The 19,703-nt window shown below is 66.3% G+C and carries 19 protein-coding genes; 6 read left to right on the top strand and 13 right to left on the bottom strand.

The window, feature by feature from the left end:
• Window position 1: 1 nt before the first annotated feature.
• The 9 genes from RIB52_RS14255 to rpsU form a co-directional block, all read right to left on the bottom strand.
• Window positions 2-1,723 (bottom strand): cation:proton antiporter domain-containing protein, encoded by a 1,722-nt coding sequence (locus tag RIB52_RS14255; protein ID WP_350176698.1) that lies wholly within the window; start codon window positions 1,721-1,723, stop codon window positions 2-4.
• A gap of 101 nt (window positions 1,724-1,824) precedes the next feature.
• On the bottom strand, window positions 1,825-3,999 hold the full coding sequence (locus tag RIB52_RS14250) for a S46 family peptidase (protein WP_350176696.1): 2,175 nt from the start codon (window positions 3,997-3,999) through the stop codon (window positions 1,825-1,827).
• A 38-nt stretch (window positions 4,000-4,037) separates the two neighbouring features.
• The gene (gene gatB, locus RIB52_RS14245) at window positions 4,038-5,546 is read right to left on the bottom strand and encodes an Asp-tRNA(Asn)/Glu-tRNA(Gln) amidotransferase subunit GatB (protein ID WP_350176694.1); all 1,509 of its coding nucleotides are present in this window, start codon (window positions 5,544-5,546) and stop codon (window positions 4,038-4,040) included.
• Window positions 5,527-6,198, bottom strand: coding sequence for a hypothetical protein (locus tag RIB52_RS14240; RefSeq protein ID WP_350176692.1), 672 nt, complete (start codon window positions 6,196-6,198; stop codon window positions 5,527-5,529). Before RIB52_RS14240 ends, gatB begins: the two co-directional genes overlap by 20 nt.
• A 117-nt stretch (window positions 6,199-6,315) precedes the next feature.
• Window positions 6,316-6,480: a glutamyl-tRNA amidotransferase gene (locus RIB52_RS14235; RefSeq protein ID WP_350176690.1), complete on the bottom strand. Its 165-nt coding sequence runs from the start codon at window positions 6,478-6,480 to the stop codon at window positions 6,316-6,318.
• The gene (gene gatA, locus RIB52_RS14230) at window positions 6,471-7,976 is read right to left on the bottom strand and encodes an Asp-tRNA(Asn)/Glu-tRNA(Gln) amidotransferase subunit GatA (RefSeq protein ID WP_350176688.1); all 1,506 of its coding nucleotides are present in this window, start codon (window positions 7,974-7,976) and stop codon (window positions 6,471-6,473) included. Before gatA ends, RIB52_RS14235 begins: the two co-directional genes overlap by 10 nt.
• A 2-nt stretch (window positions 7,977-7,978) precedes the next feature.
• Window positions 7,979-8,281 carry an Asp-tRNA(Asn)/Glu-tRNA(Gln) amidotransferase subunit GatC gene (gatC, locus tag RIB52_RS14225; RefSeq protein WP_350176686.1) on the bottom strand — a complete coding sequence of 101 codons (303 nt, stop codon included), beginning with the start codon at window positions 8,279-8,281 and terminating at the stop codon, window positions 7,979-7,981.
• A 10-nt stretch (window positions 8,282-8,291) separates the two neighbouring features.
• Window positions 8,292-8,912, bottom strand: coding sequence for an FKBP-type peptidyl-prolyl cis-trans isomerase (locus RIB52_RS14220; protein WP_350176684.1), 621 nt, complete (start codon window positions 8,910-8,912; stop codon window positions 8,292-8,294).
• 209 nt (window positions 8,913-9,121) lie between these two features.
• The gene (gene rpsU / locus RIB52_RS14215; protein ID WP_047807610.1) at window positions 9,122-9,328 is read right to left on the bottom strand and encodes a 30S ribosomal protein S21; all 207 of its coding nucleotides are present in this window, start codon (window positions 9,326-9,328) and stop codon (window positions 9,122-9,124) included.
• 223 nt (window positions 9,329-9,551) lie between these two features.
• Here rpsU and crcB point away from each other — a divergent pair, with 223 nt between their 5' ends.
• From crcB to RIB52_RS14190, 5 genes are read left to right on the top strand one after another with little or no spacing between them, the layout of a single operon-like run.
• Window positions 9,552-9,965 carry a fluoride efflux transporter CrcB gene (crcB, locus tag RIB52_RS14210; protein ID WP_350176681.1) on the top strand — a complete coding sequence of 138 codons (414 nt, stop codon included), beginning with the start codon at window positions 9,552-9,554 and terminating at the stop codon, window positions 9,963-9,965.
• Window positions 9,962-11,149: an RluA family pseudouridine synthase gene (locus tag RIB52_RS14205; RefSeq protein ID WP_350176679.1), complete on the top strand. Its 1,188-nt coding sequence runs from the start codon at window positions 9,962-9,964 to the stop codon at window positions 11,147-11,149. Before crcB ends, RIB52_RS14205 begins: the two co-directional genes overlap by 4 nt.
• Entirely contained in the window at window positions 11,146-11,817 is a 672-nt protein-coding gene (locus RIB52_RS14200; protein ID WP_350176677.1) for an HAD-IA family hydrolase, read from the top strand. The genes RIB52_RS14205 and RIB52_RS14200 overlap by 4 nt, the downstream gene beginning before the upstream one ends.
• Window positions 11,814-12,041 carry a hypothetical protein gene (locus RIB52_RS14195; RefSeq protein ID WP_350176675.1) on the top strand — a complete coding sequence of 76 codons (228 nt, stop codon included), beginning with the start codon at window positions 11,814-11,816 and terminating at the stop codon, window positions 12,039-12,041. The genes RIB52_RS14200 and RIB52_RS14195 overlap by 4 nt, the downstream gene beginning before the upstream one ends.
• Window positions 12,038-12,739 (top strand): ATP12 family chaperone protein, encoded by a 702-nt coding sequence (locus RIB52_RS14190; protein ID WP_350176673.1) that lies wholly within the window; start codon window positions 12,038-12,040, stop codon window positions 12,737-12,739. The genes RIB52_RS14195 and RIB52_RS14190 overlap by 4 nt, the downstream gene beginning before the upstream one ends.
• Window positions 12,740-12,756: 17 nt before the next feature.
• On the opposite strand, the gene RIB52_RS14185 is transcribed toward RIB52_RS14190, so the two are convergent.
• The 4 genes from RIB52_RS14185 to RIB52_RS14170 all read right to left on the bottom strand — a co-directional run bounded on the left by RIB52_RS14185 (window position 12,757) and on the right by RIB52_RS14170 (window position 16,363).
• On the bottom strand, window positions 12,757-13,383 hold the full coding sequence (locus RIB52_RS14185) for an ABC-type transport auxiliary lipoprotein family protein (RefSeq protein WP_350176671.1): 627 nt from the start codon (window positions 13,381-13,383) through the stop codon (window positions 12,757-12,759).
• 3 nt (window positions 13,384-13,386) lie between these two features.
• On the bottom strand, window positions 13,387-14,334 hold the full coding sequence (locus tag RIB52_RS14180) for an MlaD family protein (protein ID WP_350176669.1): 948 nt from the start codon (window positions 14,332-14,334) through the stop codon (window positions 13,387-13,389).
• A gap of 82 nt (window positions 14,335-14,416) precedes the next feature.
• Window positions 14,417-15,250, bottom strand: coding sequence for an ABC transporter ATP-binding protein (locus tag RIB52_RS14175; RefSeq protein WP_350176667.1), 834 nt, complete (start codon window positions 15,248-15,250; stop codon window positions 14,417-14,419).
• A 3-nt stretch (window positions 15,251-15,253) separates the two neighbouring features.
• Window positions 15,254-16,363, bottom strand: coding sequence for an ABC transporter permease (locus RIB52_RS14170; RefSeq protein WP_350176665.1), 1,110 nt, complete (start codon window positions 16,361-16,363; stop codon window positions 15,254-15,256).
• 275 nt (window positions 16,364-16,638) lie between these two features.
• Here RIB52_RS14170 and RIB52_RS14165 point away from each other — a divergent pair, with 275 nt between their 5' ends.
• On the top strand, window positions 16,639-19,470 hold the full coding sequence (locus RIB52_RS14165) for a valine--tRNA ligase (protein WP_350176663.1): 2,832 nt from the start codon (window positions 16,639-16,641) through the stop codon (window positions 19,468-19,470).
• The last annotated feature ends 233 nt before the right edge of the window (window positions 19,471-19,703 follow it).

Below are 19,703 nucleotides of genomic sequence, written 5' to 3'. Positions count from 1 at the left end.
CTCAGGCATCCTCGCCCTGCCGTTCGAGCGCGATGCGCCGTTCGATCACCGTCTCGTCGATCCCGAAATCGCGCAGCAGCACTTCGGCAAGGCGCAGCGAGCCCTCGACCGTTTCGGGCACGGCGAAGCTCGCCCCGCATTCGACCAGCCTGTCGGCATGGCCCGCATCGCGCGCGCGGGCGAAAACCGGCAGGCCCGGCGCATGGCGGCGGACCTCGTGGGCGAGCGCCTCGGTGGCGGCCTCGTCACCGATCGTGATAACGAGCGCGCTTGCCCGGTCGAGCGCGCTTTCGCGCAGCACGTCGAGCCGCGCCGCATCGCCGAGGCGCACCGGGCGGCCCGCCTGCTGCGCGGCGCGGGCAAGACCCGGATCGTTTTCGATCGCGAGATAGCGGATATCCTGCCGGTCGAGCACGGCGGCGATCATTTCTCCCACCCGTCCGAATCCGGCGATGATGACATGGCCCTCGATCTCGTCGTCGATCAGGTCACGTTCGTCCTCGGTGAGACCCTCGACCGGCTCGAGCCAGCGCGAGGCAGCCCGCGCGAGCCAGTCGAGCCCCGGGGTCGCGAGCATGGTCAGGCCGACCACGATCAGCATGAACTGCGCGATATCCTGCGCCAGCAGCCCGACCGTGACAGACAGGCCGACCACCAGAAAGCCGAATTCGCCCGCCTGGCCGAGCATGATCGCCACCTCTCCCGCGCGGTGGCGCGGCAGGCGCCAGGCGAGGCAGAGGACGAAATTGATCGCAACCTTGAGCAGAATGAGGCCGAGCGCGGAGGACAGGATCAGCAGCGGCTCGTCGAGCACAACCCGCCAGTCGATCCCCATGCCGACCGAGAGGAAGAACAGGCCCAGCATCAGCCCCTTGAACGGCTCGATATCGACCTTGACCTGGTGACGGAACTCGGTCTCGGCGATGAGTAGTCCGGCAAGGAACGCGCCCAGCGCCATCGACAGCCCGACATAGCCCGTCACCGCCGCCGTCCCGACCGCGACCAGCAGGCTGATCGCAACGAAGCTCTCGCGGCTGTCGGCCCGCGCGACGAGGCGCAGCAGCGGGCTGAGCGAAAACCTGCCCACCGCGTAGATCACGGCGATGGTCAGCGCAGCCTCGCCCAGCGCCATGCCGAATCCAAGGGCGGCGTTCTCCACCGCCAGCGAACCGAGCACGCTGACCGCGAACAGGATCGGGACCACGGCAAGGTCCTGCATCAGGAGGATCGAGAAAGTCGCGCGCCCCCCGGTCGTGCCGAGCCGGCCGCCCTCGACCAGCAGCGCCGTTACGATCGCGGTGGAGGACAGGGCAAGGCACGCACCCAGGATGATCGCGGTGGAGAGCGCATTGCCGAAGGCGAAGGCGATCCCGGCGATCACCGCGCCGGTGACGAGTATCTGCGCGCTGCCGAGCCCGAAGACCAGCCGCCGCATGGTCCACAACCGCTCGAAGGACAGTTCGAGCCCGATTACGAAAAGCAGGAAGATGACGCCCAGCTCGCCCAGCGCCGTGACCCCGTCGAGGTCGGTGATGACGAACCAGCCGACCGGCTCCCACTGCTGTGCAAGCAGGCCGAGGCCGTAAGGGCCGATCAGGCTGCCGACGAGGAAATAGCCGAGCACCGGGCTCAGGTAACGCTGCAGGACCGGCACGATCAGCCCCGCCGCGACGAGGAAGACCAGCGCCTCGCGCAGGAAGGGGATGTGCATGTGGGATTCCATGAGACGCTGTCTCAAGGAAAGCGGCGCGGCTTGCAAGCGGGCGCGGGCCGAGTTCGCGGCCCGCCCCCGCTTTTATCAGCGCACGTTCTTGCCCCGTTCGATCACCGAACGATGTCCATTTCCTCGAGCAGCCGTTCGGCTCCGTCGACCTTGTCCATCACCCACAGCATGCAGCGCGTGTCGACATGGATCGTGCGGGTCGTGCGCGGGTCGAAATCCCAGTCCGAATTCACGCTCTCGAAAGTCCCGTCGAACAGCAGGCCGACCAGTTCGGCGCGCGCGTTGAGCGTGGCCGAGCCGGAATTGCCGCCCGTGCTGTCCAGGTCCGAGAGGAAATTGACCGGGACCGACCCGATGCTCTCCAGCCCGTAGGGCCCGTAATCGCGCGCCTCAATCGTGTTCAAAAGGTCCTGCGGCGCGTTGAAAGGATCCTCGCCGGTATCCTTCTCTGTGATGCCTTCGAGCGTGGTGAAGGGATAATAGGCCATCCCGTCCTTGGGCGACCCGCCCATCACCTCGCCATAGGTGACACGCAGGGTCGAGTTGGCATCGGGATAGGTCAGCACCCCGCTTTCGCGCTGCCAGGCGGTGATCGCTTCCATGTAGGCAGGGCGCAGCGCGAGCGCGCGGCCCACGCGGGTCTTGGCCTCTGTCTCGAGCTCGAAACCGTAATCGTAGAGCGCGACCGCGAGCGCGATGAAGGGATCGTCCGAGGCCTCCAGATCCTCCGGCGTCGCTTCCATCAGCGCAAGGCGCGTTTCGGCATCGCCCAGCGCGGTTTCGGCATAGAACCTGTCGAGCAGCGCGGGCAGGTCGGCCGGGGAGGTGTCGGCGGTGATACCCAGCGCCTCGTCGAGCACCGCGACGCGTTCGTCGGCGGGCTGGGCGAGGTAGCCGGTCAGGAACAGTTCCCACTCGGCCTTGTCCACAGCCGGGTCGAAGCGCCGGTCGAGCGCCTGGAGGCCCTGCCTGAAGAAACCCATGTCGCGCTCCTGGTAGCCGGGTTCGCGCAGGGCGTTGTCCTTTTGCCGCTCTTTCGAGAGGCGATAGAGACGCTCGGCCACGCCCAGCAGCGCGGGGCGCGTGGCGTTGTTGTACCAGAAATTCGTCCGGCTCGCCTGCGCGCTTTCCTCGGAAAGGTCGGCGAGTTCGGCAATCGCGTCGCCATAATCCGCGCGCGCGGGGTCCGCTGCGATCCACGCCGCGAGCGCCTCCTCGCGTGTCCGCCGCCGCTCGACGAGGCCGACGCGGCGCGCGCCCTCGATCTGGCCGCGCAGGTTTTTCTCGAAATTGTTGAGCCCGGCTAGGCGCGACTCGTATTTCACCCGCGCATCGGTGCCTTCGGGCGCGGCCTCTTCGATGGTCGCGATCCAGTCGGTCAGCAGGCTCTGGAAGGTCGGATAGGTCCAGCCGAAAGTGTTTTCGACCTCGGCCATCAGGGTATATCGGCTGGTCGAGCCGGGATAGCCCGCAGCCATGACGAAATCGCCTTCCTCGAGGCCCGCCGCGCTCACCTTGAGGTGATGTTCGGGCTCATAGGGGACGTTCTCCTCGGCGAAGTCCGCCGCCGATCCGTCGGGCGCGACATAGGCGCGGTAGAAGGCGAAATCGCCGGTGTGGCGCGGCCACATCCAGTTGTCGATGTCGCCGCCGTACTTGCCGATGGAGTCGGCGGGCGCATAGACGAGCCGCACGTCGCGCACTTCGAGCCGCTTGATCAGCTTGTATTCCGCCCCGCCATAGAAGCTCGCGACCTGGCAGCGGTAGCCCGCATCCTGTTCGCATTCGGCGGTGATGTCCTTGCGGCGCTGCTGGACGAGCTCGTAGCGTTCGAAAGGCTCCATGCCCCCGGCGCCCTCACGCATCCGGTCGGTGACATCGGTCACCTGCGTCGTGACGTAGATGCGCGATCCGGGCGCGGCGGGCAGTTCCTCGGCCAGCGCGTTCGCGAGGAAGCCGTTTTCGAGATAGTTGTTCTCGGCGGTCGAATTGTACTGCACCGACCCGCGCGCGCAGTGATGGTTGGTGACAACGAGCCCGGTGGGCGAGACGAAACTAGCCGAGCACCCGCCCAGCGACACGACCGCGCCCATCGGAAAGCCGGTGAGATCGGCGAGTTCCTCCGCCTCGATCTCGAGCCCCGCCTCTTCGAGCTGGCCGGCGATTTCCTGCAACTGGTCGGGGGTGAACATGCCTTCCTTGGCGGCTAGGGGGGCGGACAGCGGGGTGAGGCTGGCCGATGCGAGAAGCGCGGCGGCACAAAGCTTGCGGGTCATGTCTGGGTTCTCTCTCTTGGGTGAATTCGCCGGACGGCTCAGCCGAGCTTGTCCTTGAGGATCTGGTTGACGACCGCCGGGTTCGCCTTGCCCTCCATGGCCTTCATCGTCTGGCCGACGAAGAAGCCGAACAGCTTGTCCTTGCCGCCGCGATATTGTTCGACCTTGTCTTCGTTATTGGCGAGGATTTCGTCGATGGCGGCCTCGATCGCGCCGGTGTCGGAGACCTGCTTGAGCCCGCGTTCGTCGGCGATTTTCTCGGGCTCGCCGCCTTCCTTGAGGACGATCTCGAATATCTCCTTGGCCTGACCGCCGGAAATCTCGCCCTTGTCCTGCATGGCGAGGATGGCGGCCTGGCGCTCGGCGGTGGCGTTGGACGTGTCGGCTTCCTCGCCCAGCCCCTTGGCAACGCCCGGCGCGACCGAGAGCGCCCAGTTGGCGACCTGCGTTGCCACCTTGGCTTCGGACTTGCCGATCCTGGCAGCGGTGGCGGCGAGCAGGGTTTCGAAGCGGGCGAAGGTCTCGACCTCGGCGGTCAGTTCGCGCGCATTGTAGGGGGTGAGGCCGAGCTCTTCCTCGTAACGGCGGCGCTTGGCGTCCGGCAGTTCGGGGAGCGAAGCGCGGCATTCCTCGAGGAAGCTGTCGTCGAGCTCCAGCGGCAGCAGGTCGGGGTCGGGGAAGTAGCGATAATCGTGCGCGTCTTCCTTGCTGCGCATCGTGCGCGTCATGCCGGTGCCGGGGTCGAACAGGCGCGTTTCCTGTGTCACAGTGCCGCCGCCCTCGATCACGTCGACCTGGCGGTTCGCCTCGTATTCGATGACCTGCATGACGAAGCGCACCGAATTGACGTTCTTCGTCTCGGTCCGCGTGCCGAATTCCTCGCCCGGACGGCGCACGGAGACGTTGACGTCGGCGCGCATCGAGCCTTCTTCCATGTTCCCGTCGCAGCTCCCGACATAGCGCAGGATGCTGCGCAGCTTGCGCACATATGCCCCTGCCTCGGCGGGCGAGCGCATGTCGGGGCGCGAGACGATCTCCATCAGCGCGACGCCGCAGCGGTTGAGGTCGACATAGGACATGGTCGGGTGCTGGTCGTGCATCAGCTTGCCCGCGTCCTGTTCGACATGGATGCGTTCGATGCCGATGACCTTGTCTTCCGGTATCCCCGCCTTCTCGTCCGCCTCGATCAGCAGTTGCCCCTCACCCACCAGCGGGTGGTAGAGCTGGCTGATCTGGTAGCCCTGCGGCAGGTCGGCGTAGAAATAGTTCTTGCGGTCGAACCGGCTCCACCTGTGGATCTCCGCCTCGATCGCCATGCCGGTGCGCACCGCCTGCCGGATGCATTCGCGGTTCGGCACCGGGAGCATCCCGGGCATGGCCGCGTCGATCAGCGAGACCTGCGTGTTCGGCTCCGCCCCGAAAGCGGTCGAGGCGCCGGAGAACAGCTTGGCGTTGCTGGTAACCTGCGCATGGACCTCGAGGCCGATCACGACCTCCCATTCGCCCGTTGCGCCCTGGATGCGGTCGTCAATTGTACGCTCGATCATGTTGCCCGTATAGCCTTAGGTAGCTCGCGCGATAGGGGTCAAAAATTAGTTTGTGCATATCAAAGAAGGGGGTCAGGCCCCTCTCTGCGACCCCGTTGTAGCTAAGATTTTTGCTAACGGAGATGCCCACCTTGAGGCTTGGATCTGCAATATTAAACGACGGAAGTGCTTCAGCGGATTGGGCCGAAATAACCCCTTCCGCTCGTCGGGCACCCGCAATTAGCATTGAGAAATGGTCCGCTTGCCAAAGCCGAGTTACTATAACCCAGTGCCGGTCCCAATCTAGCCCATTATCGATGGCTGAACGCAGTTTGGATTGGAGTGAGTCCAGCGACAGCGCTAGGACAGCCGAACCTTTTGACTGAGCAACGAAAGAATAGCTGTTTCCAAACACAAACCTCGCCGTGCACAATGGAGTACCAGCACCAGCGTCAAATTCGCAATCGGATTTATCCGAGAGCATTTCATCCATTCTTAGTTGAGCAGCGGGGTTGGCTACATCGATCCCGAGCTCACTAAGGGTGGTACGACGCTCGAACTTTGCACGCTTGTTATACCAATAACCTACATCGCCTAGGGCGATTTCTTGATTCAACGGCCAATTCAAATAGGCTCCGAAGCTATCTCGCACACGATAAACCGCCTTTTTCATTTCACCTCCAGCGCAGCAAAAACAAAGGCTCAGATGCTCGCACAGCTTCGCGATTTTGGCTACTATAAAGTTATGTCGAAATTGCTCGACCCCACCATCAATGGATCGATCATAGCGCTAATCCCCATTCTTCTCTCTTTCGCTCGAATTTTTGGTATTGAACCGCGCTTCGCCATGATCGACGTGTCTGCGCACCCAGTTGGCGACCATGAAGGTCAGCGGCACGGCGAGAAGTATGCCGATCCCGGCAAGGGTAAGCGCGAGTTCGTCGCTCACCACCATTTCTCCGGCGCTGCGGTGAAGCCCGCGCGCTGTTCGATCGCGAGGCCCGCATCGAGCACCGCCTGTTCCTCGAACGGCCGCCCGACCAGTTGCAGGCCCAGCGGCAGGCCGTCGGGGTTGAGCCCGGCGGGCACGCTCATCGCCGGAAGCCCCGCAAGGCTCGCCGGGACCGCGAATACGTCGTTGAGGTACATCGTCAGCGGGTCCTCGTTCATCGAACCCAGCGGAAAGCTCGCGGTCGGCGTGGTGGGCGCGAGGATCATGTCGCAAGCCTCGAAGGCGCGCTCGAAATCGCGCGATACGAGAGTGCGGACCTTCTGCGCCTGGTTGTAATAGGCATCGTAGAAACCCGCCGACAGCACGTAGGTGCCGATCAATATCCGCCGCTTGACCTCGTCGCCGAAGCCCGCTTCGCGCGTTTCGGCATACATGTCCTGCAGGGCCGAGCCGCTTGTCCCGGCCCCCGAGCCGGGGTCCGGCAGTTCGCGCAGGCCGTAGCGCACGCCGTCATAGCGCGCGAGGTTGGACGAGGCTTCGGCCGGCGCGATGATGTAATAGGCGGGCAGGGCGTATTTGGTGTGCGGCAGCGAGACGTCGACGATTTCGGCGCCTGCGTCCTTCAGCCATCCCTTGCCCTGTTCCCAGCTGTCGAGGATCGACTGGTCGGTCCCCTCCATCCGGTATTCCTTCGGGATGCCCACGCGCTTGCCGCGCAGGTCAGAGGACAGCGCGGCTTCCCAATCGGGCACGGGCATGTCGAGGCTGGTCGCATCCTTGGGATCGAAACCCGCCATCGCGCCCAGCATGATCGCGCAGTCCTCGACGCTGCGCGCCATCGGGCCTGCCTGGTCGAGGCTGGACGCGAAGGCGACGACGCCCCAGCGGCTGCAGCGGCCATAGGTCGGCTTGATCCCGCAGATGCCGGTGAAGGCGGCGGGCTGACGGATCGAACCGCCGGTGTCGGTCCCGGTGGCAGCCGGCGCGATGCGCGCGGCGACTGCGCTCGACGAACCGCCCGAAGAGCCACCCGGGCTCATCGCGGCGTTCGACCCCGCCTTGCGCCAGGGCGAAGCGACATTGCCGAAATGGCTCGTCTCGTTCGACGAACCCATCGCGAACTGGTCGAGATTGAGCTTGCCCAGCATCCCCGCGCCCGCGCGCCAGAGGTTCTGGCTGACGGTGCTTTCATATTCGGGCGCAAAGCCTTCGAGGATGTGGCTCGCCGCGCTGGTCTGGACCCCGCGTGTGGCGAAAAGGTCCTTCATCCCGATCGGCACGCCCGCCATGGGGCCGAGTTCGTTCCCGGCGGCGCGCGCCTGGTCGACTGCGTCCGCCGCGGCGAGCGCGTGGTCGGGCGTGGTGACGATGAAGGCGTTCAATTCGGCCGCGTCGGCGACTGCGGCGTTGAAGGCTTCCGCCACTTCGCGCGCGCTGAAATCGCCCGCGCGCACGCCGTCGCGGATCGCTTTCACGCCAAGTCGGGTAAGGTCGGTCATTGTCATTCAATCACTTTCGGCACGCCGAAAAAGCCGTGTTCGGCGACTGGCGCGTTGGCGAGCACGTCCTCGCGCCGATTGCCGCCGGTGAGCGGGTCGGCATCCACCTCGTCCGCGCGCAGGCGCAGCGTGTTCGGGATGACCGCGCTCATCGGCTCGATGCCGGTCACATCGACCTCGCCCAGTTGCTCGACCCAGTCGAGGATGCCCGAAAGCTCGGGCGCCATGCGGGCGAGCTCCTCCTCGGTCATGCGGATCCGGGCGAGGCTGGCGATCTTGGCGACTTCTTCGCGGGTGACGGACATCGGTGCCCCCTTACTGCCCTTCGGGAAGGACCGGCGGAGGACCCTGCGGACCGGGACCGGGTCCGGGGCCTGAACCGGGAGGCCCGCCGATCTGCGACTGCATCATCTGCTGCAGGATCGCCATGTCGCGCTCGTATTTCTCCTGGCTCATGATGTCGGTCACCTCGATCTCGAAGATCAGGTCGGCATTCGGCGGAATCTGCGATCCCGGCGGCGGCTGGTCGCCATAGGCCTGGTCAGAGGGGATGTAGAGTTCGTAGGTCCCGCCCTTCTTCATCTGCAGGAGGCCGTTGAAGAAGCCGGGGATCATCGCGCCTTCCTGCATTTCCCAGGGCGAACCTTCGGGAAAGATCGAGCGCACCGTATCGGCGATCTGCGGCGGGAGGTCGGGGGTCTGGTCGAACACTTCGCCGGTCGAGGCCAGCTTGCCGGTGTATTTCACCCAGGCGACGTCGCCGACCGCGATCGTGGGGCCTTCGCCCTGGGCGATCACGTCGATGTCGAGCCCCTTGGGCATGGCGGCCCATGCGAGCCCGCCACCGACCAGCACGGCGAGGATCACGCCGAGCCACAATTTGGTGAGCGAGCCCTTGGCGACGGGCTGGATCGGAACACGGGTTACTTCGGCCATTGAGCGTGGTTCCTGCTATCGAGAGGCGAGCCGCACATTTGCACATGCAAAAGGGCGCGGGGAAATGCCGCGCCCTGATGGCTCATTCGGTTTTCGGATTCAAGCGTTAGGCGACACCCATTGGCGGGCTTGTCGCCTTGTCGGACGAGGCCCCCGCTTTCGCGGGGACGACGCAAAGCAGCGCGTCGTTTACGCGGCTGAAGCGCGCGTCACTTCGCCCCGTCGCGTTCGGCCCGCTTACGCTCGAGCTTGCGCGCACGGCGCACGGCGGCGGCCTTTTCACGGGCGCGCTTCTCGCTCGGCTTTTCGTAGTGACGCCGCAGCTTCATCTCGCGATAAACGCCCTCGCGCTGGAGCTTCTTCTTGAGCGCACGCAGGGCCTGGTCGACATTGTTATCGCGGACGATGATTTGCATAAACGGTCACTACCTCTTTCAAACACGCCGAGCCCGCCCGAATCGGCGGGAATGCGCGCAAGTTGAACGCTAAAAACGGGCGCGATTCCAACGGCTGTGCCTGGGAAGCGCGCTCAATGGCTCATCCAGTACTCGATGAACGGCGGAATTGCAAGGTTTCCTACAGGCGAGGCCCCGGCACCGCTAGGCATCGGGACCGCGCGGCGCTAAGGGGGCGAGAACGATGCACCCGGCTACCCCCACTCCCCTGCTTGCCGCACTGCTGGTCATGGCCGGCGGCGCTGTCGGCGCGCTCGGCCGCTACCAGCTCGGCCGGGCGATTTCGGGAGCGCTCGGCCCGGCACAGGTCGGACAATTCCCCTGGGGGACGCTGGCCGCGAACGTCATCGGCTGCGCCGGCATGGGGATGGTCTTCGGCTGGCTCGCGCGAAACGGTGCCGGCAGCGAAAGCCTTCGCCTCCTGCTCGGCGTAGGCCTGCTCGGCGGGTTCACGACATTCAGCGCATTCGGCCTCGAAATGCTGCTCCTGATCGAGCGCGGGGCGCCCGGGCTCGCGGTCTTTTATGCCGCCGTCTCGGTCGGGGCGGGTCTCGCCGCACTCTATCTCGGCCTGCTCGTGATGCGGGGTGCGGCATGAACGGCGACGGAACGGGCGGCCCCGCAAACGACGTGCGCCAGTTCACCGTGGCCGCGGACGACGACGGTATCCGGCTCGACCGCTGGTTCAAGCGCAACCTGCCGCGCGTCGGTTTCGCCACCGTATCGCGCTGGGCGCGTACGGGCCAGCTGCGCGTCGACGGCAAGCGCGCGAAGGTCGACGACCGGCTGGAAGCCGGGCAGGTCCTGCGCGTCCCGCCCGGCGGCGAGGCGAAGGGCGGCAAGGCCGCGCCCCGGCGCCGCGAACTGACCGAGACCGACATGGAACAGGCCCGCGCGATGCTGATCCGGGGGACTCCGTCTGCCCTCGTGCTCAACAAGCCGCCCGGCCTCGCCACGCAGGGCGGCAGCAAGACGACGCGCCATGTCGACGGCCTGCTCGATGCCTTCGTGCGGGAAGACCAACCGCGCCCGCGCCTCGTCCATCGGCTCGACAAGGACACCTCCGGCGTGTTGCTGGTGGCACGGACCCCGGGCAGCGCTGCGAGCTATTCCAAGCGGTTCTCGAGCCGCAGCGCGCGAAAAATCTACTGGGCGCTGATCGTCGGCGTGCCCGATCTGCGCGAAGCCACGATCGACGCGCCGCTCGCCAAGCAGCCGGGCACGGGCGGCGAGAAGATGCATGTCGACGAGGAAAACGGGCAGGCCGCGCGAACCCGCTACCGCGTGGTGGAACGCGCCGGGACCCGGGCCGCATGGGTCGAGCTCGAACCGCTCACCGGGCGCACCCACCAGCTGCGCGTCCACATGGCCGCGATCGGCCACCCGATCGTCGGCGACGGCAAATATGGCGGGCAGGATGCGTTCCTCACCGGGGCGATCTCCCGCAAGATGCATTTGCATGCGCGCCGCCTGATCATCGCCGAGCCGGCTCGCAAGGGCGCGGGCGAGGAAACCGGCGGCGGCAAGCTCGACGTGACCGCCGACCTGCCCGACCATTTCGCCGCGAGCATGGAGGCGCTGGGCTTCGACCCCGCGCTGTCCGATGCCGCGCCGATCCGCGACGAACCACCCGAACGCACCCCGGCCGAGAAAAAGCTCGCCGCCCGCCGCCATTTCAAGCAGGCCCGCAAGGAAAGCCGCACGCCGCGGCGTGCGCGCGGGGCAGCAAAGAAGGCCGCGCCCAAGGGTCGCAGGGGAAAGCCGAAAGGGCGGCGCAAGTGAGCGCTTCCGGGACGAGGCTCGCCGTGTTCGATTGCGACGGCACGCTGGTCGACGGGCAGGCCGATGTCTGCTGGGCGATGGAGCGCGCCTTCACCCGCGCCGGGCTCGCCCCGCCCGAGCCGGCGCTGGTGCGCCGGGTGGTCGGGCTGAGCCTGTCGGTCGCGGTGCGCGAACTCGCCCCCGGCATCGACGAGGCCCGCGCGCGCGACGTCACCGAATTCTACAAGTCGAGCTTTCGCGCCCGGCGCGAGGAGGGGCTGCTCGACGAACCGCTGTTCGACGGGATCGCCGAACTTCTGGCCCGGCTGCACGAGAGCGGGTGGAGCCTCGCAGTGGCAACCGGCAAGTCGGATCGCGGGCTTGCCGCCTGTCTCGCCGTGCACGGGATCGCGGACCTGTTCGTCTCCCTCCAGACCGCCGACCGCCATCCCTCGAAACCGCACCCCGCCATGCTCGAAGCCGCGCTGTTCGAGGCCGGGGCGCAGCCGGAAGAGGCGGTGATGATCGGCGATACCAGTTTCGACATGCAGATGGCCGCCGCCGCGCGCGTGCCCGCAATCGGGGTGGCGTGGGGCTATCACAGCCCTTCGGAGCTCAGGGCCACAGGCGCGCGCGGGGTCGCGGGATCGGTGGCCGAGCTTGGCGACCTGCTGGAGAGCGGCGGGTGAACCGCGAAGAGGAGATTGCCCGCACACGTTATATCGCGATGAACGCAGTGCGGATCGGCGCAATCGCGGTGCTGCTGGTCGGCCTGATGATCGCGCGCCGGGTTCTGGACGGGCCATGGTGGCTCGGCGCGGCGCTGGCTGTCGCGGGGCTGCTCGCCTTCTTCTTCCTGCCCACTCTCATGGTGCGCCGCTGGAAGCGCGCGGACGGGGAGCGCGGGCAGTGAAGCGCTTTTATCGTGAAGTCGCGCTGGCCGGGACCGAGGGCGGCTGGCAGGTCACGCTCGACGGGCGCAAGGTCCGCACCCAGGGCGGCGCACAGCAGGTCGTGCCTTCGGAGCCGCTCGCACAGGCGCTCTCGGCGGAATGGGACGCGGCGGGCGAGACGATCGATCCCGGGGCATTTCCCTTTCGCGACCTCGCCGATTACGCGATCGACGCGGTCGCCCCCGCCCCGCAAGCGATTGCGGGCAAGCTGCTGGCCTATGGGGAGACCGACACGCTGTGCTACCGCGCCGAGCCGGACGAGCCCCTGTTCGAGCGGCAGGAGCAGGTCTGGGAGCCGCTGCTGTCCGCGTTCGAGGCGCGCGAAGGCGCGGTGCTGGTGCGGGTGAGCGGGATCGTCCACCGGCCGCAGGACCCCGGACAGATGGAGCGGCTGTACCAGCGAATGCTGGCCGAAGACCCGTTCCGCCTCGCCGCGCTCGAGGCCATGACATCGCTCTCCGCTTCGCTGGTGATCGGATTGTCGGCGCTGGGTGAGGACAGCGGCGACGAGGACGCAGCGCGCGCGCTCTGGCGGGCGGCGAGCCTCGAGGAGGAATGGCAGGCGGACCTATGGGGACGCGATCGCGAGGCGGAGGAGCGGCGCGCCCGGCGCGAAGCCGATTTCCTCACTGCGTGGCGGTTTTCGCGGCTTGTTTGAAGGGTCGGACCCCCCACTCAGCTTTCGCCCGCAATCCAGTCCGCGACATCGGCGGCGACGCGGTTCGCCGCGCGGTTGAGCGCCGGGCCGACGGCGCTCGCCTCGGCAGGGATCCCGCTCTCGGTCGCCTCGAAACGGCGGCTGACGGCTCCGCCTTCGGCCGTCGTCCGGATCGCCTCGAAGCGCACCACGGCCGAGCGGCTCGGCGCGTCATAGCCCATGTCGAGCAGCGTGCCGCGCAGCTTGACCTCGGGCTCGGTCGGGGAATCGTCGGTGTCGATCACCAGCGCATCGGTCCGCGTGCGCAAGGTTTCGCCGAGCAGGCGGCGCAAGAGGCGTGCGGGCTTGTCGACCCAGTAGGCGTCCTTGAGATAGGCGATCTCGGTCGCGCTGACCGTTACCGGCACGCGCAGCACGTCGAGCTTGGCCGGGGCCTCGGGCGTCATCACCGCGATCGCGCCCGCGCCGGCCTCGCCCCCGGTGCGCGCGCCCGAACCGGAACCCGTCGGTGCGGTGGCGGTCGGGGTCAGGGTCAGCAGGCTTTCAGGCGGTTCGCCCCCGCCGAGACTGACGCAGCCGGAAAGCATGAGCGCGGCGAGAGCGGCGATTGCCCTGGAGCGAACGGTAATCCTGTGTCGCATCATCGCCTAATCCTCGTAATCGGGCAGGGTTCGCCCGTCGACCAGCGAGCCGAGCCCTTCGCTTTCGAGCTTTTCGCTGATCGAGCGCAGGCTCCGGCTGGTCGCGCGCAGGTCCTGCAGCGTCGCCTCCGCGGCCGGAAGCGTGCCTTCGCGCAATTGCCGCGTCGCCGGGCGCACGTCCTCGAGCGTATCCGCGAGCGCGCCGGCCGCACGGTCCGCCGAATCGAGCGTCTCGCGCAGCTTCTTGGCCAGCGATCCGCCCTCGTCCTGCACCAGTGCGTCGGTGCTGCGGGTCAAGTCCTCGATCGCGTCCATTGTCTCGTTGAATTCCTCCATCGAGACCCGGAATTCCTCCAGGTTGGCTTTCAGTTCGGGCGTCGCATCGGCGAGCCCGGCGGTCAGCCGGTCCGTGTTGTAGAGAATGTTCGTGATCTCGCGCTGGTTTTCCGGGCCCAGCAAGGTGTTGAGATTCTCGGTCAGCGTCGCCAGCCGCTCCAGCAGGACCGGCGCCGAATTGAGCAGCGCGTTGATGCCGCCGTCCTTGGGGGGGATGACCGGGCGGCCTTCGGGGCAGGCGGTGGTCTCGCAAGTGATCGCGGGCGCGTTCTTGCGCGCCCCGTCGAGCAGGATCGTGGACACGCCGGTAAAGCTCGACTGGATCGTCGCCGTGGTCCCGACGAGGATCGGCACGTCTTCCTGCACCCTGATGCGCACGCGCACGAATTCGGGATCGTCTTCGGACAGGGCGATGTCGGAGACCTGCCCGACGGGCACGCCCGCAAACGAGACCTGGCTGCCCCGCGCGAGGCCGGAGACGGTCTGCCCGTAGAAGATGTCGTATTCGCTGCGCGCGCCCTCGCCCGCGCGGGTCAGCCACACGATGAACGCCGCCAGCGCCGCGAGCAGCGCCAGCGTCACCGCGCCGACCCAGAGGTGGTTGGCCCGCGTTTCCATCTAGTCCCGCCTGTCCATGCCGGCCCCTATGAACGCGCGCGGGGGGACTTGTCCATGCCTGCCTGTCGTCACCCGCATGCCCTCACATCCCGCCTTGCGCCGCATGGCTGCGATCATGCGCGCCCTTGGCGGAGCGCCCGCGCGGGCCGTTGAAATATTCCTCGATCCAGGGATGGCCGGTTTCGACCAGTTCGGGGATCGTGCCCACCGCGATGATCGTCTTCTCCGCGATCACCGCAACCCGGTCGCATGCCTCGTAAAGCGTGTCGAGGTCGTGGGTGATGAGGAACACGGTCAGCCCCAGCGTATCGCGCAGGTCGACCGTCAGCCGGTCGAACTTGGCCGCGCCGATCGGGTCGAGCCCGGCGGTCGGCTCGTCGAGAAAAAGCAGTTCGGGATCGAGCGCGAGTGCGCGGGCCAGCCCGGCGCGCTTCTTCATCCCGCCCGACAGTTCGCTCGGATATTTCGTCACCGCCTCTTCGGGCAGGCCCGACAGCAGGACCTTATACCGCGCGATCTCGCGGCGCAGCGAGTCCGAAAGCTCGGGGTAGAACTGCTTCAGGGGCGCCTCGACATTCTCGCCCACGGTCAGGGTGGAAAACAGCGCCCCGCCCTGGAACAGCACGCCCCAGCGGCTGCGCACGCCGAAATTGCTGTCGGGATCGACCCCGGTAAGCGTATGGCCGAGCACGTCGACACGGCCCGCAGTGGGAACCTGCAAACCGATGATCGAGCGCATCAGGACCGACTTGCCCGACCCCGATCCGCCGACCACGCCGAGAATCTCGCCGCGCCGCATGGTCAGGTCGAGCCCGTCATGGACCGTGAAATCGCCGAAGCGGTTGACCAGCCCCTCGACCACGATGGGCGGTTCGTCCGAATGGCGCGGATGGCCGGGTCCCTTCCTGCCTGCCATGGTTCAGCCCCACCCGATCTCGGTGAAGAACACCGCGAAGAAGGCATCGATCACGATCACCGCGAAGATCGCCGAGACCACCGCCATCGTCGTGCGGCTGCCCACTTCCTCCGAATTCCCGCGCACCTGCATGCCGTGATAGCACCCGGCCAGCGCCACGATCAGGCCGAAGACCGGCGCCTTGATGAGGCCCACCCACAGGTCATAGGTCGGCACGACTTCCTGGATCCGTTCGAGAAAGGTGAAGAAGGGAATGCCCAGCCCGAACTGCCCGACGACCGCGCCGCCGACGATCGCCACCATCGAGGCATAGAAACCCAGGACGACCATCATGAAGGTCGCCGCCATGATCCGCGGCAGGACAAGCGCCTCGACCGGGGAAATGCCGATCGTGCGCATCGCGTCGATCTCCTCGGTCAGCTTCATCGTGCCCAATTGCGCGGCGAACGCGCTGCCCGAACGGCCGGCGACCATGATCGCGGTCATCAGCACGCCGAGCTCGCGCAGGGTGATCCGCCCGACGAGATTGATGGTGAGCGATTCGGCCCCGAACTGTTCGAGCTGGACCGCGCCCTGCTGGGCGATGACGACCCCGATGAGAAAGCTCATCAGCCCGATGATCGGCAGCGCCGCGACGCCCACCAGTTCCATCTGGCGAACCAGCGCCCGCAGCGGAAAGCGCGAGGGGTGGAGCAGGATCGTGACGAAGGCGAGCAGGATTTGCCCGAAGAAACCGACCACGCCGATAATGCCCGAGCGTGCGGCGAAGACCTTTTCCCCGGTGGCGACGGGAACGCGTTCCCACACCGGCGTGCGCTGTTCGGCAATGCCTTCGCCGGCCATCCCCTCGACCGCGTCGAGCAGGTGCCGCGCGCCCTCGCCCGCGCCCTCGATCCGGGCGGAATGATCGTCGGCGAGACGGCAGGCAACCCAGGCGCCGACCGTGTCGATCTCGCTCACGCCCGACAGGTCCACGACCGCGATGTCGCCGGAGAGGCGGCGCAGGTCGGGCTCGATCGCGCCGATGGTGGAAATCAGGAGCCGCCCCGACAGGGCCAGCCGGCGGCCGCCCTCCGGGCCCTCGCCCAGCTCGTAATGCGCTGCCTCGTCCATCGTCTTTCAGCCTATGCGGACAAAGCGCGCGCACCGCAACACCCGGGCGGAGACGCATCCCGAGACGTGTTGCGCCGCAACAGGGGCTTTGGCATGGGGAACAGCGTTTGATTTGGGGGCCAAGCCACCTGCGCCCCCCAAGTTTCCCTTGCACTATCGCTTCGCTACGTGAGGGCGTTTGCCTTGCCCTACCGCTTCGCTACGTGAGGGCGTTTCCCTTGCCCTACCGCTTCGCTACGTGAGGGCAATCCACCCGGCCGAACGAAAAGACAAACATGACCCTACCCACCACCTTCAATCCCGCCGAGATCGAGGCGCGCTGGTACGAGCACTGGGAAAAGAACGGCTGTTTCCGGCCCGAGCGGCCGGACGCGGAAGCCTTCACCATCGTCAACCCACCGCCCAACGTGACGGGCAGCCTGCATATCGGCCATGCGCTCGACAACACGTTGCAGGACATCGTGATCCGCTATGAGCGGCTACGGGGCAAGGACGCGCTGTGGGTGGTGGGGACCGACCACGCCGGCATCGCCACGCAGATGGTGGTCGAACGCCAGCTGGAGGCGCGGCAGGACAAGCGCACCAATTACACCCGCGAGCAATTCGTGGAAAAGGTGTGGGAGTGGAAAGAGCAATCGGGTGGCACGATCACCGGCCAGTTGCGGCGGCTGGGCTGTTCGATGGACTGGTCCCGCGAACAGTTCACGATGGACCCGCATTTCACGCGCGCCGTGACCAAGGTCTTCGTCGACCTTTACAATGACGGCCTCATCTACCGCGACAAGCGGCTGGTGAACTGGGATCCCAAGCTGCGCACCGCGATTTCGGACCTCGAAGTCGAACAGCAGACCATCCCGGGCCATTTCTGGCACTTCAAGTATCCGCTCGAAGACGGCGTGACGCTCGATGCCGAAGGCATGGGGGGCCGCGATTACATCGAGGTCGCCACCACGCGGCCCGAAACGATGCTCGCCGACATGGCGGTCGCGGTTCATCCCGATGACGAGCGCTACAAGTCGGTCGTGGGCCGCCACGTGATCCTGCCCATCACCGGCCGCCGCGTGCCGATTATCGCCGACGAACACGCCGATCCCGAACTCGGCAGCGGCGCCGTGAAGATCACGCCGGGGCACGATTTCAACGATTTCGAGGTGGGCAAACGCGCCGGGATCGACACCGCCGACATGCTCAACATGTTCGACGGCGATGCCAATGTCGTCCAGACCGCCGACGGGCTGATTCCCGAGGAATTCATCGGCCTCCACCGCTTCCGCCGGGACGGCACCGACGGGGCGCGCGAACGCGTGGTCGAGCGGATGAAGGAACTGGGCTGCCTCATCCCGCACAAGGCCAAGACCAAGAAGGGCGAAGAGGTCGAATTGGACGCCGAGCCCCGCCAGATCGCGACCCCCTTCGGCGACCGCGGCGGGGTGGTGATCGAACCGTGGCTGACCGACCAGTGGTATCTCGACCAGAAGGCGCTCGCGCAGAAACCGATCGAGCAGGTCCGCTCGGGCGAGGTCGAGATCGTGCCCGCGTCGTGGGAGAAGACCTTCTTCAACTGGATGGAGAACATCCTGCCGTGGTGCATCTCGCGCCAATTGTGGTGGGGCCACCGCATCCCGGCGTGGTTCAGCCTCGACGGCGAAGTTTTCGTCGCAGAAACGCGCGAAGAGGCGCAGCGACAAGCGGGCGAAGGAGTCGCGATCCAGCAGGACGAGGACGTGCTCGACACGTGGTTCTCCAGCGCCCTGTGGCCCTTCGCGACACTGGGCTGGCCTGAGCAGAGCGATCTCCTCGCCAAGCATTTCCCCAATTCGCTGCTCGTCTCCGGCTTCGACATCCTGTTCTTCTGGGATGCGCGGATGCTGATGATGGGCAATTACAACATGGGCGCTGCGCCCTGGCCGCGGCTTTACCTGCACGGCCTCGTGCGCGCGGCCGATGGCGCGAAGATGTCCAAGTCCAAGGGCAACGTGGTCGATCCGCTCGGCCTGATCGACCAGTACGGAGCGGACGCCCTGAGGTTCTTCATGGCGGCGATGGAAAGCCAGGGCCGCGACATCAAGATGGATGAACGCCGCGTCGAGGGATACCGCAACTTTGCCACCAAGCTGTGGAACGCCGCGCGCTTCTGCCAGTCGAACGGGATCGGTGCGTCGGGCTCGCTCAAGGCGCCTGCCGCCCGCCTCGCCGCGAACCAGTGGATCATCGGCGAAGTCGCGGAGACCGCGCGCGCCATCGAACAGGCGATGGCCGACCTGCGCTTCGACGCGGCCGCGAGCGCGATCTACCATTTCGTGTGGGACCGGTTCTGCGACTGGTATCTCGAACTGATCAAGCCGGTGTTCGCAGGCGACCCGGACGCCATGCCCGCCGTCGAGACGCGCGAAGTCGCCGCTTGGGCGCTCGACCAGATCCTCGTCATGCTGCATCCTTTCATGCCCTTCATCACCGAGGAACTGTGGCATTCGCAGGCTGAAATGGCGGAGACACAGCGCCCCTACGAACTGATCCTTGCCAAATGGCCGGAGCCGGAGGCCGAGATCAGCAAGGCCGCGACCGATGCGATCGACTGGGTGATCGATGTGATCTCTGGTGCGAGGGCTATGAGAAACGAAATCTCTATTCCGCAAAGTCTCAAAATTACGCTTGGTGTAGATCGTCGAAAGATTACGGATGAGCAGTTTGAAAGCCTCGAAAAACTGATCCTCGGTCAAGGGGGAGCGGCTTTATTCCGCCTCGCAAAGATTGGTTCCTTTACTTTCTATAACACTGGCATAAGGATAAACTTGGAAACGAGAGAGCGAGAGGACCGCACCCAAGAGCCTCAAGCTGTCCCAGGGTCTGGCGCAAGTTTTGCCGTCGGCGGTATCGAATACATTACTGGTCTCGAAGGCATCATCGACATCGAGGCGGAAAAGGCACGTCTGGCAAAAGCACTGGAAGCAAGCCGCAAAGAGGCGAAATCGCTCGAAGGCCGGCTGGGCAATCCCAATTTCGTGGAGAAGGCAAAACCCGAAGCGGTCGAAAAGGCCCGCGAGGACCACGCCCACCACACGGCCGAGATCGAACGACTGGAGGCAGCGCTGGCGCGGCTGGGCTAGGCCAGGATCGACCGGTCCGCAACCGGTCAGGTGAGGCCGCGCAAAGCGGGCAGGACGCTGCGCTGCGTCAACGGCGGGCGCAGCAATGTCACTGCGCCCGCCGCCCTCTTCGCATCAGAAGCCGAACGCGACGCCGACGCGTCCCCCGGTGCTGTCGGGCGCGGTCGAACCGGCGACACCGGCGGAGATGTAGACCCGCTCGGCGACGCGGGCCGAGACCGAGCCGGCGAAGC

The organism is Erythrobacter sp., assembly GCF_040217515.1.
GTDB lineage: Bacteria > Pseudomonadota > Alphaproteobacteria > Sphingomonadales > Sphingomonadaceae > Erythrobacter.
Note: the sequence above shows the minus strand (reverse complement) of the source record. Positions and strands in the feature narration are given on the sequence as shown.

Bases quoted from the DNA above. Each gene is read 5' to 3' on its own strand.
- RIB52_RS14175 (WP_350176667.1), bottom strand. From the start codon at position 15,250: ATGGCAGGCAGGAAGGGACCCGGCCATCCGCGCCATTCGGACGAACCG.
- rpsU (WP_047807610.1), bottom strand. From the start codon at position 9,328: ATGCAAATCATCGTCCGCGATAACAATGTCGACCAGGCCCTGCGTGCG.
- gatC (WP_350176686.1), bottom strand. From the start codon at position 8,281: ATGTCCGTCACCCGCGAAGAAGTCGCCAAGATCGCCAGCCTCGCCCGG.
- RIB52_RS14165 (WP_350176663.1), top strand. From the start codon at position 16,639: ATGACCCTACCCACCACCTTCAATCCCGCCGAGATCGAGGCGCGCTGG.
- gatA (WP_350176688.1), bottom strand. From the start codon at position 7,976: ATGACCGACCTTACCCGACTTGGCGTGAAAGCGATCCGCGACGGCGTG.
- RIB52_RS14170 (WP_350176665.1), bottom strand. From the start codon at position 16,363: ATGGACGAGGCAGCGCATTACGAGCTGGGCGAGGGCCCGGAGGGCGGC.
- RIB52_RS14235 (WP_350176690.1), bottom strand. From the start codon at position 6,480: ATGGTGGTGAGCGACGAACTCGCGCTTACCCTTGCCGGGATCGGCATA.
- RIB52_RS14185 (WP_350176671.1), bottom strand. From the start codon at position 13,383: ATGATGCGACACAGGATTACCGTTCGCTCCAGGGCAATCGCCGCTCTC.
- RIB52_RS14180 (WP_350176669.1), bottom strand. From the start codon at position 14,334: ATGGAAACGCGGGCCAACCACCTCTGGGTCGGCGCGGTGACGCTGGCG.
- RIB52_RS14240 (WP_350176692.1), bottom strand. From the start codon at position 6,198: ATGAAAAAGGCGGTTTATCGTGTGCGAGATAGCTTCGGAGCCTATTTG.
- gatB (WP_350176694.1), bottom strand. From the start codon at position 5,546: ATGATCGAGCGTACAATTGACGACCGCATCCAGGGCGCAACGGGCGAA.
- crcB (WP_350176681.1), top strand. From the start codon at position 9,552: ATGCACCCGGCTACCCCCACTCCCCTGCTTGCCGCACTGCTGGTCATG.
- RIB52_RS14255 (WP_350176698.1), bottom strand. From the start codon at position 1,723: ATGGAATCCCACATGCACATCCCCTTCCTGCGCGAGGCGCTGGTCTTC.
- RIB52_RS14220 (WP_350176684.1), bottom strand. From the start codon at position 8,912: ATGGCCGAAGTAACCCGTGTTCCGATCCAGCCCGTCGCCAAGGGCTCG.
- RIB52_RS14205 (WP_350176679.1), top strand. From the start codon at position 9,962: ATGAACGGCGACGGAACGGGCGGCCCCGCAAACGACGTGCGCCAGTTC.
- RIB52_RS14250 (WP_350176696.1), bottom strand. From the start codon at position 3,999: ATGACCCGCAAGCTTTGTGCCGCCGCGCTTCTCGCATCGGCCAGCCTC.